The sequence below is a fragment of the Pseudomonas sp. NFIX28 genome (assembly GCF_900107395.1).
In the GTDB taxonomy this organism is placed as follows: domain Bacteria; phylum Pseudomonadota; class Gammaproteobacteria; order Pseudomonadales; family Pseudomonadaceae; genus Aquipseudomonas.
In genome coordinates, this window is record NZ_FNPW01000001.1 from 124,429 (window position 1) to 139,560 (window position 15,132).

At 65.4% G+C, this 15,132-nt stretch carries 11 protein-coding genes; 10 read left to right on the forward strand and 1 reads right to left on the reverse strand.

Annotated elements, in window-relative coordinates:
* Positions 1-68: 68 nt before the first annotated feature.
* From BLV20_RS00505 to BLV20_RS00545, 9 genes are all read left to right on the forward strand, one after another.
* A complete protein-coding gene (locus tag BLV20_RS00505; RefSeq protein WP_092295421.1) occupies positions 69-3,836 on the forward strand; it encodes a nitrate reductase subunit alpha in 3,768 nt (1,255 codons plus the stop codon).
* A 9-nt stretch (positions 3,837-3,845) separates the two neighbouring features.
* A complete protein-coding gene (gene narH, locus BLV20_RS00510; protein WP_092295424.1) occupies positions 3,846-5,384 on the forward strand; it encodes a nitrate reductase subunit beta in 1,539 nt (512 codons plus the stop codon).
* A 2-nt stretch (positions 5,385-5,386) separates the two neighbouring features.
* Complete coding sequence (narJ, locus tag BLV20_RS00515) at positions 5,387-6,142, forward strand: nitrate reductase molybdenum cofactor assembly chaperone (RefSeq protein ID WP_092295427.1); 756 nt, start codon at positions 5,387-5,389, stop codon at positions 6,140-6,142.
* Entirely contained in the window at positions 6,135-6,815 is a 681-nt protein-coding gene (gene narI / locus BLV20_RS00520; RefSeq protein WP_092295430.1) for a respiratory nitrate reductase subunit gamma, read from the forward strand. Before narJ ends, narI begins: the two co-directional genes overlap by 8 nt.
* Before the next feature lie 10 nt (positions 6,816-6,825).
* A complete protein-coding gene (locus BLV20_RS00525) occupies positions 6,826-7,824 on the forward strand; it encodes a peptidylprolyl isomerase (protein ID WP_092295432.1) in 999 nt (332 codons plus the stop codon).
* Between the two features lie 23 nt (positions 7,825-7,847).
* Positions 7,848-8,840, forward strand: coding sequence for a GTP 3',8-cyclase MoaA (gene moaA, locus BLV20_RS00530; RefSeq protein ID WP_092295435.1), 993 nt, complete (start codon positions 7,848-7,850; stop codon positions 8,838-8,840).
* Between the two features lie 1,551 nt (positions 8,841-10,391).
* Complete coding sequence (locus BLV20_RS00535; RefSeq protein WP_092295438.1) at positions 10,392-12,404, forward strand: ribonucleoside triphosphate reductase; 2,013 nt, start codon at positions 10,392-10,394, stop codon at positions 12,402-12,404.
* A gap of 32 nt (positions 12,405-12,436) precedes the next feature.
* Positions 12,437-12,601 (forward strand): anaerobic ribonucleoside-triphosphate reductase, encoded by a 165-nt coding sequence (gene nrdD / locus BLV20_RS00540; RefSeq protein ID WP_092295441.1) that lies wholly within the window; start codon positions 12,437-12,439, stop codon positions 12,599-12,601.
* Entirely contained in the window at positions 12,598-13,293 is a 696-nt protein-coding gene (locus BLV20_RS00545) for an anaerobic ribonucleoside-triphosphate reductase activating protein (RefSeq protein WP_175540112.1), read from the forward strand. Before nrdD ends, BLV20_RS00545 begins: the two co-directional genes overlap by 4 nt.
* Before the next feature lie 54 nt (positions 13,294-13,347).
* On the opposite strand, the gene soxR is transcribed toward BLV20_RS00545, so the two are convergent.
* On the reverse strand, positions 13,348-13,833 hold the full coding sequence (soxR, locus tag BLV20_RS00550; protein WP_092295447.1) for a redox-sensitive transcriptional activator SoxR: 486 nt from the start codon (positions 13,831-13,833) through the stop codon (positions 13,348-13,350).
* Positions 13,834-13,929: 96 nt separating this feature from the next.
* Between soxR and BLV20_RS00555 the strand changes: the two genes are divergently transcribed.
* Complete coding sequence (locus tag BLV20_RS00555) at positions 13,930-15,126, forward strand: efflux RND transporter periplasmic adaptor subunit (protein ID WP_092295450.1); 1,197 nt, start codon at positions 13,930-13,932, stop codon at positions 15,124-15,126.
* Positions 15,127-15,132 lie beyond the last annotated feature (6 nt).

Consider the following 15,132-nt stretch of genomic DNA (forward strand, 5'->3'; position numbering starts at 1 on the left):
ACGACCCGAATCCAAACCTTGCCCGCTCGGGGCATAGAACCCCGCGGCAAGCCTGAGAGGAAAGCACCATGAGTCATTTGTTGGATCAACTGCGGTTCTTCAACCGCAAGCAAAGCGAATTCGCCGAGGGCCACGGGGAGACCCGCAAGGAGTCGCGCGACTGGGAGAACGTCTACCGCTCGCGCTGGCAGTACGACAAGATCGTGCGCTCCACCCACGGGGTGAACTGCACCGGTTCCTGCTCGTGGAAGATCTACGTGAAGAACGGCCTGATCACCTGGGAAACCCAGCAGACCGACTACCCGCGCACCCGCAATGACTTGCCCAACCACGAGCCGCGCGGCTGCCCGCGGGGCGCCAGCTATAGCTGGTACATCTACAGCGCCAACCGCCTGAAGTACCCGAAGATTCGCAAGCCGCTGCTCAAGCTGTGGCGCCAGGCGCGCCAGAGCATGGCGCCGGTGGATGCCTGGGCGAGCATCGTCGAGGACCCGGCCAAGGCCGAGTCGTACAAGAGCAAGCGCGGCATGGGCGGCTTCATCCGTTCCAGCTGGGACGAGGTCAACGAGATCATCGCCGCGGCCAACGTCTACACCATCAAGCAATACGGCCCCGACCGGGTCGTCGGTTTCTCGCCGATCCCGGCCATGTCGATGGTCAGCTACGCCGCCGGCGCCCGCTACCTGTCGCTGATCGGCGGCGCCTGCCTGAGTTTCTATGACTGGTACTGCGACCTGCCGCCAGCCTCGCCGATGGTCTGGGGCGAGCAGACCGACGTGCCGGAGTCGGCCGACTGGTACAACTCCAACTACATCATCGCCTGGGGTTCCAACGTCCCGCAGACCCGTACCCCGGACGCGCACTTCTTCACCGAGGTGCGCTACAAGGGCACCAAGACCGTGGCCATCACCCCCGACTATTCGGAAGTGGCCAAGCTCACCGACCTCTGGCTCAACCCCAAGCAGGGCACCGACGCGGCGCTGGCCCAGGCCTTCAACCATGTGATCTTCAAAGAATTCCACCTGGACCGGCCGAGCGCCTATTTCACCGACTACGCCAAGCGCTACACCGACCTGCCGGTGCTGGTGCTGCTCAAGCCGATGCTCGGCACCGCGCCGGGCAACGGTTACCAGCCGGACCGCTTCCTGCGCGCCTCGGACCTGGCCGGCAACCTCGGCCAGGACAACAACCCGGAATGGAAAACCATCGCCATCGACGCCAGCGGCGAGCTGGTGTCGCCCCAGGGCTCTATCGGCTATCGCTGGGGCGAGCAGGGCAAGTGGAACATCCTCGCCCGTGAAGGCGGCGCGGGGCGCGAGATCGACCTGAGCTTGAGCCTGATCGGTGGCGATGTCGCCGAAGTGGCCTTCCCGTATTTCGCCGGGGAAATCCAGGAGCACTTCCAGCATGTGGCCGGCGATGCCGTGCAATACCGCCGCGTGCCGGTGCGCAGCCTGACCCTGGCCGACGGCAGCCAGGTCAAGGTGGCCACGGTGTTCGACCTGTCGGCGGCCAACCTGGCCATCGACCGTGGCCTCGGCGGCGCCAATGTGGCCCGCGACTACGACGACGCCAGCGTGCCCGGCACTCCGGCCTGGCAGGAGCAGATCACCGGCGTCAGCCGCGAGAAAGCCATCCAGATCGCCCGCGAGTTCGCCGACAACGCCGACAAGACCCGTGGCCGCTCGATGATCATCGTCGGCGCGGCGATGAACCACTGGTACCACATGGACATGAACTACCGCGGGCTGATCAACATGCTCATGCTCTGCGGTTGCGTCGGCCAGACCGGGGGCGGCTGGGCGCACTACGTGGGCCAGGAAAAACTGCGTCCGCAATGCGGCTGGCTGCCCCTGGCGTTCGGCCTGGACTGGAGCCGCCCGCCACGGCAGATGAACGGCACCAGCTTCTTCTATGCCCACAGCTCGCAATGGCGCCACGAGAAAATGAGCATGCACGACGTGCTCTCGCCATTGGCCGACAAGAGCCAGTTCCCCGAGCATGCGCTGGACTACAACATCCGCGCCGAGCGCGCCGGCTGGCTGCCCAGCGCGCCGCAGCTCAACACTAACCCGCTGCACATCTGCCGCGACGCCACAGCACTTGGCATGACGCCCAAGGACTATGTGGTCAAGTCGTTGCATGAGGGGTCGCTGCGTTTCGCCTGCGAACAGCCGGACAACCCGCAGAACTTCCCGCGCAACATGTTCATCTGGCGTTCCAACCTGCTGGGGTCCTCGGGCAAGGGCCACGAGTACATGCTCAAGTACCTGCTCGGCACCCGTAACGGGGTGATGAACGAGGACATCGGCCAGGTTGGCGACTGCAAGCCGCAGGAAGCCGAATGGGTCGACGAAGGCGCGATCGGCAAGCTCGACCTGGTCACCACCCTGGACTTCCGCATGTCCTCGACCTGCGTGTATTCCGACATCGTGCTGCCGACCGCGACCTGGTACGAAAAGGACGACATGAACACCTCGGACATGCACCCCTTTATCCACCCGCTGTCGGCGGCCATCGACCCGGCCTGGGAATCGCGCTCCGACTGGGAAATCTACAAGGGCATCGCCAAGGCATTCTCGGCCATGGCGGTGGGGCACCTGGGCGTGGAGCAGGACCTGGTCACCGTGCCGCTGCTGCATGACAGCGTCGGCGAGCTGGCCCAACCGTTCGGCGGCACCGACTGGAAGAGCGCCGGCGTGGCGCCGCAACCGGGCAAGAATGCGCCGAACCTGCAAGTGGTAGAGCGCGACTACCCGAACATCTACAAGCAGTTCACCTCCCTCGGGCCGCTGCTGGAAAAACTCGGCAACGGCGGCAAGGGCATCAACTGGAACACCGACCGGGAAGTGCAATTCCTCGGCGAGCTGAACTACCGCGAAGAGGCGGCGGGCATCAGCCAGGGCCGGCCGAAGATCGATACCGCCATCGACGCGGCCGAGGTGATCCTCTCGCTGGCCCCGGAAACCAACGGCCATGTGGCGGTCAAGGCCTGGGCGGCGCTGTCCGGCTTTACCGGCATCGACCACAGCCACCTGGCGCTGTCCAAGGCCCACGAGGCGATCCGCTTCCGCGATATCCAGGCGCAGCCGCGCAAGATCATCTCCAGCCCCACCTGGTCGGGCCTGGAGGACGAACACGTCAGCTACAACGCCGGCTACACCAACGTCCACGAGAACATCCCGTGGCGCACCATCACTGGTCGCCAGCAGTTCTACCAGGACCACCCGTGGATGCAGGCGTTCGGCGAACAACTGATGAGCTACCGGCCGCCGGTCAACACCCGGACCATCGAGGCGGTGAAGGGCAAGCGCGCCAACGGCCACCCGGAAATCGTCCTCAACTGGATCACCCCGCATCAGAAATGGGGCATCCACAGCACCTACAGCGACAACCTGCTGATGCTCACCCTGAGCCGCGGCGGGCCGATTGTCTGGCTCTCGGAGATCGACGCGAAACGCGCCGGCATCGAGGACAACGACTGGATCGAATGCTTCAACGCCAACGGCGCGGCGACCGCCCGGGCGGTGGTCAGCCAGCGGGTCAAGGAGGGCATGGTGATGATGTACCACGCCCAGGAACGGATCGTGAACGTGCCCGGCTCCGAGACCACCAAGACCCGCGGCGGCCACCACAACTCGGTCACCCGGGTGGTGCTCAAGCCGACCCACATGATCGGCGGCTATGCCCAGCAGGCCTACGGTTTCAACTATTACGGCACGGTCGGTTGCAACCGCGACGAATTCGTCGTGGTGCGCAAGATGGCCCGCGTCGACTGGCTTGACGGCTCGGACGGCGATGAGCTGCCACGCCCCCTGCCGACCGAGATGGATTGAGGAGTTGTCATGAAGATTCGTTCACAAATCGGCATGGTCCTGAACCTGGACAAATGCATCGGTTGCCATACCTGCTCGATCACCTGCAAGAACGTCTGGACCAGCCGCGAAGGCATGGAATACGCCTGGTTCAACAACGTCGAGACCAAGCCCGGGATCGGCTACCCGAAAGAATGGGAAAACCAGGACAAGTGGAAGGGCGGCTGGGTGCGCAACGCCAACGGCTCGATCAACCCGCGCATCGGCGGCAAGTTCCGGGTGCTGGCGAACATCTTCGCCAACCCCGACCTGCCGAGCCTCGACGACTATTACGAGCCGTTCGACTTCGACTACCAGCACCTGCACACCGCCCCCCTGGGCGACCACCAGCCGATCGCGCGGCCGCGTTCGGTGGTGTCCGGCAAGCGCATGGAAAAGATCGAGTGGGGGCCGAACTGGGAGGAAATCCTCGGCAGTGAATTCGCCAAGCGGCGCAAGGACCAGAACTTCGACCAGATCCAGGCGGACATCTACGGCGAGTACGAAAACACCTTCATGATGTACCTGCCGCGCCTGTGCGAGCACTGCCTGAACCCGGCGTGCGCGGCGTCCTGCCCGAGCGGGGCGATCTACAAGCGCGAGGAAGACGGGATCGTCCTGATCGACCAGGAGAAGTGCCGCGGCTGGCGCATGTGCATCAGCGGCTGCCCGTACAAAAAGATCTATTTCAACTGGAAGAGCGGCAAGTCCGAGAAGTGCATCTTCTGCTACCCACGGATCGAGGCGGGCATGCCCACGGTGTGCGCCGAGACCTGTGTCGGGCGTATCCGCTACCTCGGCGTGCTGCTGTACGACGCCGACCGCATCGCCGAGGTGGCGAGCACCGCCAGCGAGCAGGACCTGTACGAGAAGCAGCTGGAAATCTTCCTCGATCCGCATGACCCGGCAGTGATCCGCCAGGCCCTGGAGGACGGCGTGCCGCAGTCGGTGATCGACGCCGCGCAGCGCTCGCCGGTGTACAAGATGGCCGTCGACTGGAAGCTGGCGCTGCCGCTGCACCCGGAATACCGCACCTTGCCGATGGTCTGGTACGTGCCGCCGCTGTCGCCGATCCAGAACGCCGCGGCCGCCGGCACCGTGGGCATGAACGGGGTGATCCCGGATGTCGACAGCCTGCGCATTCCGTTGCGCTACCTGGCCAACCTGCTGACCGCCGGCGACGAAAAGCCGGTCAAGCGCGCCCTCAAGCGCTTGCTGGCGATGCGCGCCTTCAAGCGTTCGCAGCAGGTCGAAGGCGTGCAGGACCTGCAGGTGCTCGAGGACGTCGGCCTGAGCGTGAGCCAGGTCGAGGAAATGTACCGCTACCTGGCCATCGCCAACTACGAGGACCGCTACGTGGTGCCCAGCGCGCACCGCGAGGAAGCCATGAGCGATGCCTTCGCCGAGCGTTCCGGTTGCGGCTTCAGTTTCGGCAGCGGCTGCAGCGGCAGTTCCGACACCAATATGTTCGGGGCGAAGAAGGCCAACCGCCGCGACGTCCTGAAAACCGTACAGCTGTGGGAGGACTGAACATGCGCATCCTTAAAGTGATTTCGCTGTTGCTCGACTACCCGAGCCAGGCCCTGGTCGAGGGCCGCGACGAGCTGGAACAGGCGATTATCCAGGCCCGGGAAATCAGCCCGAAGCAGCGCGGTGCGCTGTTCGAGCTGCTGGAGCTGCTCTGCAACAACGACCTGATGGATGGCCAGGAGCATTACGGCGCGCTGTTCGGCCGTGGCCGCTCGCTGTCGCTGCTGCTGTTCGAGCATGTGCACGGCGAGTCCCGCGACCGTGGCCAGGCCATGGTCGACATGCTCGCGCAGTATGAAGCGGCGGGGTTTGCCATCGGCGTCAAGGAGCTGCCGGACTACCTCCCGCTGTACCTGGAGTTTCTCTCTACCCGCGACGACCTCGAGGCCCGCGAGGGCCTGGCCGATGTCGCGCACCTGCTGGCCCTGCTCGCGGCGCGCCTGGAGGAACGCGAAAGCGCCTACGCCAGTTGTTTGCGCGCCTTGCTGCAGATCGCCGGCGAGGAGCCGCACCAGGCGGTGGCCGACCTGCGCGAGCAGGTGGCGGCCGAGCGGCGCGACGACTCCCTCGAAGCCCTGGACCAGGTCTGGGAAGAGGAGGCGGTGGACTTTCTCAAGGCCGAGCAGCAGGACCGTTGCAGCGCCATGCCCAGCGCGCCGGGCAAGCCCCGGGAGGAAAGCGCGGTACCGCTGCACTGGGTGGATTTTCAGCATCAGGGGCTGGCCGCCGCGCCAGCCGGGGAGGTAGGCAATGTCTAAGTGGAATCTGTTGGTGTTCGGGATCTATCCCTACGTCGCCCTGGCGATCTGCCTGCTGGGCAGCTGGGCGCGCTTCGACCTGTCGCAGTACAGCTGGAAGGCCGGTTCCAGCCAGATGCTCGACAACCGCGGCATGCGCGTGGCCAGCAATCTGTTCCATGTCGGCGTGCTGTTCGTGCTGGCCGGGCACTTTGTCGGCCTGCTGACCCCGGCCTCGGTCTATCACCATGTGATCAGCACCGAGCACAAGCAATTGCTGGCGATGGTCTCCGGCGGCTTCTTCGGCCTGCTGTGCCTGGTCGGCCTGCTGATGCTGATCAAGCGCCGCCTGACCGACCCGAGGGTGCGCGCCACGTCCAGCCCTTCGGACATCCTGATCCTGCTGGTGCTGCTGGCGCAGTTGCTGCTGGGCCTTTTGACCATAGCTGCGTCCACCGCGCACATGGACGGCTCGGTGATGGTGATGCTCGCTAACTGGGCGCAGAACATCGTGCTGTTGCGGCCCATGGACGCGGCGGCGGCCATCGCCCCGGTCGGCCTGACCTACAAGCTGCACGTGTTCCTCGGCCTGAGCCTGTTCGTACTGTTCCCCTTTACCCGCCTGGTGCACATGGTCAGCGCGCCGGTCTGGTACCTGGGGCGGCGTTATCAAATCGTTCGGCAGAAAGTCTGAGGAGACGCTCATGTCAGGTGGATGTGGATGTGGCGGCGGTAAAGGTGGCAGCGGCGGTTGCGGGTCTTCGGCCCGCGAGGAGCCGGTGCTGGGGGAAAGCGAAATCAGCATCGAGGCCGCGGTTGAAGGCAAGGCCGAGAAGGCCGGCGTGCGTGAGTTCACGCCGCCGGGCCAGGCGCCGGTGAGCGATAACGAGGCGCCCGCGCAACTGATCGCCAGCAGCGAGCAGGAGTGGCCGATCATCAGCGTCAACCAGGTGCCGATCACTGCGCAGGCGCTGGCCCGGGAGCTGCAATATCACCCGGCGGCCAGCCGCGAGGAGGCGGTTTACCTGGCGTCCAGGGCGCTGGTGATCCGCGAGCTGTTGCAGCAGCGCATCGCCGAGCTCGAGCTGACGCTGGAGATCGGCGCCGGCGAGAACGAAGAGGAGGCGGCCACCCGTTTGTTGCTCGAACGCGAGGTGCAGGTGCCGGAGTGCGACGAGGCCACTTGCTGGCGTTACTACGACAACAACCGTGCGCGTTTTCACAGCGCGCCGTTGCTGGCGGTGCGGCACATTTTGCTCGAATGCGCGCCGGACGATGCCGGGGCGCGTAGCGCGGCCCGGGTCCAGGCGGAGATCGTGCTGCAACGCCTGGATGAGCAGCCCGGTAGTTTTGCCGAGCTGGCGTTGAAGTATTCGGCTTGCCCGTCGAAAGCCCAGGGCGGCTCCCTGGGGCAGATCAGCAAGGGCCAGACCGTGCCGGAGCTGGAGCGCCAGTTGTTTGGCCAGGGCCCGGGGTTGGTCGCCAAACCGCTGGAAAGCCGCTACGGCTGGCATGTGGTCAGCGTCGACCAGCGGGTCGAAGGCCAGGCCTTGCCCTATGAGGCGGTGGCGACGGCGATCCGCAACCAGCTGCAGCAGGGCGTCTGGCAAAAGGCCGTGGTGCAGTACCTGCAGACCCTGGTCGGCGCCGCCGATATTCGCGGCATCCAGCTGCAAGGCGCCGACTCGCCGCTGGTGCAGTGAACGGTGTGGCCAAGGGGAATGGAATGAACAAGCTGATGCGGGATGGCTTCGGGCGGCAGATCGATTATCTGCGGATGTCGGTGACGGACCGCTGCGATTTTCGCTGTGTGTATTGCATGGCCAAGAACATGACCTTCCTGCCGCGCCAGCAGGTGCTGACCCTGGAAGAGCTGCAGCGGCTGGCGGCGTTGTTCGTCGGCCAGGGCGTGCGCAAGATCCGCCTCACCGGCGGCGAGCCGCTGATTCGCCCGGGCATCGTCGAGCTGTGCCGCAATATCGCCGCCTTGCCGGGCCTGCGCGAACTGGTGATGACCAGCAACGGCTCACAACTGGCGCGCCTGGCCCGGCCGCTGGCGGAGGCTGGGGTCAAGCGCATGAACATCAGCCTCGATAGCCTGGACGCTCAGAAGTTTCGCGCCATCACCCGCAACGGCGATCTCGACCGGGTGCTGCGCGGCATCGAGGTGGCGCGCGGGGCGGGCTTCGAGCGGATCAAGCTCAACTGCGTGGTGATGAAGGGCCGCAACTTCGAGGAGGTGCCGCAGCTGGTGCAGTACGCCATCGAGCAGGGCATCGATATCAGCTTTATCGAGGAAATGCCCCTGGGTGACGTCGGTCGTTCGCGGGGCGAGTCTTTCTGTTCCAGCGACGAGGTGCGGGCGCTGATCGCCCGCCACCATGCCTTGCTCGACAGCACCGAGAACAGCGGCGGCCCGGCGCGCTACATGCGCCTGGAGCGTCACCCGCAGACGCGGATCGGCTTTATCTCGCCCAACAGCCACAATTTTTGCGGCAGTTGCAACCGGGTGCGCATGACCGTCGAAGGCAAGCTGTTGCTGTGCCTGGGCCAGGACGATGCCCTGGACCTGCGCGGCTTGCTGCGCCGTTATCCGCTGGGCGACCAGCCGCTGATCGAGGCCGTGCAGCAAGCGTTGCGGCGCAAGCCGTGGCGTCATGATTTCAACCCCGAAGGCACGGTGCAGGTGGTGCGGTTTATGAATATGAGTGGGGGGTGAGATTGGGGGGATATCCGTTGCTGCGGTAACGGCGGCTTAGGGTTCCGCCCTTACGGCGGGTCACTTTGGAAAAGCCCCAAAGTAACCAAAGGGCTCTTGCCCCACCACTCGGCGCCTCGCTTAGGCTCGGTGTGCCCGAACGCAGGCATTACGGAGCGGGCCGCCGCCACGGGCCATCCATGGCCCGGGGCGGCTAAACCGGCATCCCTGCCGGTTTACCCGCTCCGTAATACCTCCGTTCGGCCAGCGTGGTTAACGGGGCGCTAGAGATCAAGATCAAGATCAAAAGCAAAAGCAAAAGCCAAAGCCAAAGCCAAAGCCAAAGCCAAAGCCGGGCGGAGCTTGCTGTTTTTGCCACACTACGGCTCTTCTGCCGGACATGCTTTGTGTAGCCGCTGCCGAGCACAGCGAGGCTGCGATCGGCCCGCAGGGACGCTAAACCTGACGCCTCGCAGGATCTGGGGAAACGCGGTGCCCGCCTGACGAGTCCTTCGGCCTCGATCGCAGCCTCGCTGTGCTCGGCTACAGGGCCCGCGTTCTCAGCCAGGCCGGCCGGTAGGCCGCCGTCTTGCTTTTGATCTGAGCGCCCCGTTAACCACGCTGGCCGAACACAGGCATTGCTCCGGGGGGCACGCCGCCACAGGCCATCGTCACACTACGGCTCTTCTGCCGGACATGCTTTGTGTAGCCGCTGCCGAGCACAGCGAGGCTGCGAACGGCCCGCAGGGCCGCTAAACCTGACGCCTCGCAGGATCTGGGGAAACGCGGTGCCCGCCTGGCGAGTCCTTCGGCCTCGATCGCAGCCTCGCTGCGCTCGGCAGCGGCTACAGGGCCCGCGTTCTCAGCCAGGCCGGCCGGCAGGCCGCCGTCTTGCTTTTGATCTGAGCGCCCCGTTAACCGCGCTGGCCGAACGCAGGCATTGCTCCGGGGGCACGCCGCCACAGGCCATCGTCACGCTACGGCTCTTCTGCCGGACATGCTTTGTGTAGCCGCTGCCGAGCACAGCGAGGCTGCGATCGGCCCGCAGGGCCGCTAAACCTGACACCTCGCAGGATCTGGGGATATGCGGTGCCCGCCTGGCGAGTCCTTCGGCCTCGATCGCAGCCTCGCTGCGCTCGGCAGCGGCTACAGGGAGTGCATTCTCAGCCAGGCGGGCCGGTAGGCCGCCTCGCGTTGTTTTTGATCTGAGCGCCCCGTTAACCACGATGGCCGAACGCAGGCATTGAGCCGTGGGTAACCCGGCAGGGATGCCGGGTTAGCCGCCCCAGGCCATGGATCAATGCCGGAGGGAGGGCATGCCGAGCCTTAGCAAGGCACCGAGTGGTGGGGCAAGAGCGTTTTGCTTACTTTGGACTGGGCCGGCTTCCGGATCTTCCAAAGTGAGCCGCCGTAAGGGCGGAATCCTAAGTCGCCGTTACCAAAAAAATGGATATGTACACGACCCCAAAAAACTTGATCGCGATCAATGGCAATCCAACCGACTCTCCGTAATCTCCCCGCATCTTGTGTTTTCAGATTTAAAAACACCTATATGTAGTGTCTGGAGGTCAAATGCACAGCACGCTGATCAGGGTGGGCAACAATCGCCTGCACAAACGCGATGGCAGCCGGGTTGCCTTCGATGCGGACAAGATCCGCCAGGCGTTGATCGCCGCCGGCAAGGCCAGCGGCGAGTACGGCGCCGTCGAGGCCGAGGGCTTGCTCAAGGCGGTGCTGGCTCACCTTGAAGGGCATGCGCAGCTGCACGTCGAGCAGATCCAGGACCGGGTCGAGCGGGTGCTGATGGACGCCGGGTTCTTCTTGGCCATGCGTGCCTACATCGTCTATCGCGAACAGCACGGGCGCCTGCGCCGCGACCGCAAGACCCTGGTCGAAGTGGCGGCCTCGATGAACGAATACCTCGACCGCGAGGACTGGCGGGTGCAGGCCAACGCCAACCAGGGGTATTCCCTGGGCGGACTGGTGCTCAACGTGTCCGGCAAGGTCACCGCCAACTACTGGCTGGACGAGGTCTACAGCCAAGATATCGGCCGCGCCCACCGCGAGGCCGACCTGCATATCCACGACCTCGACATGCTTGCCGGCTACTGCGCCGGCTGGTCGTTGCGCACGCTGTTGCACGAAGGCCTCAATGGCGTGCCGGGGCGGGTCGAGGCCGGGCCGCCCAAGCACCTGAGCAGCGCCCTGGGGCAGATGGTGAATTTCCTCGGCACCCTGCAGAACGAATGGGCCGGGGCCCAGGCCTTCAGTTCGTTCGACACCTACCTGGCGCCCTATGTGCGCAAGGACCGCCTGAGCTACCCGCAGGTGCGCCAGGCGATCCAGGAGTTCATCTACAACCTCAACGTGCCGTCGCGCTGGGGCACCCAGACCCCCTTTACCAACCTGACCTTCGACTGGGTCTGCCCGGAGGATCTGCGCGAGCAGGTCCCGGTGATCGGCGGCGAGGAAATGCCTTTCGCCTACGGTGAACTGCAAGCCGAAATGGACCTGCTCAACCGCGCCTATATCGAAGTGATGCAGGCCGGCGACGCCAAGGGCCGGGTGTTCACTTTTCCGATCCCGACCTACAACATCACCCATGATTTCCCCTGGGACAGCGAGAACGCCGACCGCCTGTTCGAGATGACCGCCCGCTACGGGCTGCCGTATTTCCAGAACTTCCTCAATTCGGACATGCAACCCAACCAGGTGCGCTCCATGTGCTGCCGCCTGCAACTGGACGTGCGCGAGCTGCTCAAGCGCGGCGGCGGCCTGTTCGGCTCGGCGGAGCAGACCGGTTCCCTGGGGGTGGTGACGATCAACTGCGCGCGCCTGGGCTATTTGTTCAAGGGCAATACCAGCGGCCTGCTGCAGCGCCTGGACGCGCTGATGGAACTGGCGATGGAGAGCCTGGAGGTCAAGCGCAAGGTGATCCAGCACCATATGGACGCCGGCCTGTACCCCTACACCCAGCGTTACCTGGGCACGCTGCGCAATCACTTCTCGACCATCGGTCTCAATGGCCTGCACGAAATGCTGCGCAATTTCAGTGGCGACGAGCAGGGCATGCACACCGAGCAGGGGCGCCAGTTCGCCCTCCGCCTACTGGACCATGTGCGCGCCACCCTGGTGCGCTTCCAGGAAGACACCGGCCATCTGTACAACCTCGAGGCGACCCCGGCCGAAGGCACCACCTACCGCTTCGCCAGGGAAGACCTCAAGCGCTACCCCGGCATTCTCCAGGCCGGCAGCCGCGAGGCGCCGTACTACACCAACTCTTCGCAGCTGCCGGTGGGCTACACCGACGATCCGTTCGAGGCCCTGGAGCTGCAGGACGAACTGCAGTGCAAATACACCGGCGGCACCGTGCTGCACCTGTACATGGCCGAGCGGATTTCCTCGACCGCGGCCTGCAAGCAACTGGTGCGCAAGGCCCTGGGGCGTTTCCACCTGCCGTACCTGACGGTGACGCCGACCTTTTCCATCTGCCCGGTGCACGGCTACCTCGACGGCGAACACGAGTTCTGCCCCAAGTGCGACGAAGCCCTGCTGCAGGCCCAGCCTTCGGGCACCGTGCACTGATCCGCCTTTTCCCAACCGCAAGGAGTTCGACCATGAATGCACAGCACACACCGCCCCTGGCGCAACGCCAACGCTGCGAAGTCTGGACCCGGGTGATGGGCTATCACCGCCCGGTCTCGGCGTTCAACCCGGGCAAGCAGTCCGAGCACCGCGAGCGCGTGCATTTCACCGAGCAGGCGACGGCAGGGCGCCAATGAGCCGAAAGATGCGGGTTGGGGGCATGGTGCCCCTGACCACTCTCGACTACCCGGGCCTGCTGGCCTGCGTGCTGTTCTGCCAGGGCTGCGCCTGGCGATGCCGCTATTGCCACAACCCGCAACTGATCCCGCCGCGGGGCAGCGAGGAGCTGGACTGGTGCCGAGTCCTGAGTTTCCTGCAACGCCGCCAGGACCTGCTGGACGCAGTGGTGTTCAGTGGCGGCGAGCCGACCCTGCAGGACGGTTTGCCGGCGGCGATGGATGAGGTGCGGGCCATGGGTTTTCGCATCGGCCTGCACAGCGCCGGCATCAAGCCGGCGGCCTTTGCCCGGGCGCTGGCCGGCGCCGACTGGGTTGGCTTCGACGTCAAGGCCCTGGCCGAAGACGGCCCGATGATCACTGGCGTCCCGGGCAGCGGCAAGGCCAACTGGCGCAGCCTGGAGCTGCTGCTAGCCAGCGGCGTCGACTACGAATGCCGCACCACCGTGCACTGGCACCTGCTGCAGCCGGCCCGCCTGCTGCTCCTCGGCCAGCGCCTGCAAGCCCTGGGGGTCAAGCGTTTCGCGGTGCAGATGGTGCGTACCGCGCGCATGCTCGACCCGCAACTGACGACTGCGCCGCAACAGGTGCTGGTGCCCGACCTGTGGCAACACCTGCGCGAGATGTTCCCGGTGTTCGTGCTGCGCGGCTAAGGCGCTGGCGCGGATCGAACGGTCGCCGCCGGGGAGGGCAGGCGACCCCCTCGATCAATCGGCCTGCGGCTCGCCGGGGATCGTGATTTTCTGGTCCCCCAGCCAGCGCCGGGCGCCGCAGCCGTTGCGCGAATAAATGTCTTCGGGGTTGTTGAGCTGGCAATGCTCCAGCGACATGCAACCGCAGCCTATGCATTCCTCCAGGCTCATGTTCAGCCGCTCCAGTTCGGCGATGCGCTGCTGCACCCGGGTTTTCCAGGTGGCGGTCAGGCGCCGCCAGTCCGCGCCCGCCGGCGCCGTGTTGAGAGGCAGGCCGGTGAGTTGCTGGATGATTTCATCCAGCGAGAAACCGATGCGCTGGGCGAACACGATGTAGGCGATCCGTCTGAGGACCGAGCGCGGGTAGCGCCGGTGGCCGCTGCCCGCGCGGACCGCATGGAGCAGCCCGCGGGACTCGTAGAAACGCAGCGCCGAGGCCATGACGCCACTGCGCCGGGCGACTTCGGTGATGGTCAGGAGCGGCTCGTTGGGGTTTTTCATGGGCCCTCCGAAGGGGCTTTACTTAAAGTTGGCTTTAACTTTTATATTCCGCCTGCCTATAAATCAATATCTCTGATGCAGCGGGAGTCCACGTTCATGAATCGAATTCGCCGGGTGCTCGGTCGAGGCTGTTCTTCCATCCGCCAACTGGCAGGGCTGTGCCTGCTGTTGGCGATCGGCGGCTGTAACGAAAAGGCCCAGCCGGTCGCCACCACGGCGCCGGTGGTCGAGGTGATGACCGTGAGTGTGCAGGCGGTGCGAGAGTGGGACCTGTTCAATGGCCGCATCAGTGCGATCGATGCCGTCGACCTGCGGCCGCGAGTCAGCGGTTATGTCGACCGCGTGGCATTTCGCGAGGGCGACGAGGTGGAAAAGGGCCAGACACTGTTCGTCATCGATCCGCGTCCTTACCGCGAGGCGCTGGCCAGTGCCCAGGCCCGGCTGGCGCGCGCCCGGGCCGCGGTGCGCCTGGCCAGCGAGCAGGACCGTCGCGGCCAGGCGCTGGTCAGGCAGTCGGCGCTGTCGCGTGAGGAGGGCGATATTCGCAGCGCCACCCTGGCCCAGGGCGTGGCGGATGTGAACGCGGCCGTCGCCGAGGTGGCCACGGCCCAGCTCAACCTTGATTTCACCCAGGTCCGCGCGCCGTTTTCCGGGCGTGTCGGGCGGGCCATGCTGACCCTCGGCAACCTCGCCCAGGCCGACCAGAGCGTGTTGACCAGCATCGTTTCCCAGGACCCGATGTATGTCTATTTCGACGCCGACGAGCAGAGCCTGCTGCGCTACACCGAGCTGCTGGGCAAGGGCCAGCGGCCGGGCGTGAGCAATACCGTGCGGGTCGGCCTGGCCAACGATGTGGGGACCTTTCCCCTGACTGGCACCGTGGACTTTCTGGATAACCAGGTCGACCCGGCCACCGGCACCATCCGCGTGCGTGCGGTGCTGCCCAACCCCGAGCGGCGGCTGACCGCGGGCCTGTTTGCCCGGGTGCGGCTTGAGGGCGCCAGCGAGACCCGCGCCGTGCTGATCGACGACCGTGCGGTGCAAACCGACCAGGACCGCAAATACGTCTACGTCATCGGCCCGGACAACCAGGCCCTGCGCAAGGACGTCAGCCTGGGCCGCCAGTTGGACGGCCTGCGGATCATCAATGCCGGGCTGGCGGCCGGCGACCGGGTGGTGCTCAACGGCGCGCAGAAAATCTTCTTCTCGGGCATGCCGGTGCAGCCCCGGGAAATCGCCGCGCCGACGCAGCAGGCAGCCGCCGCTGCGCCCCAGCTGCCGTTGGCGAAATAAGGAGGC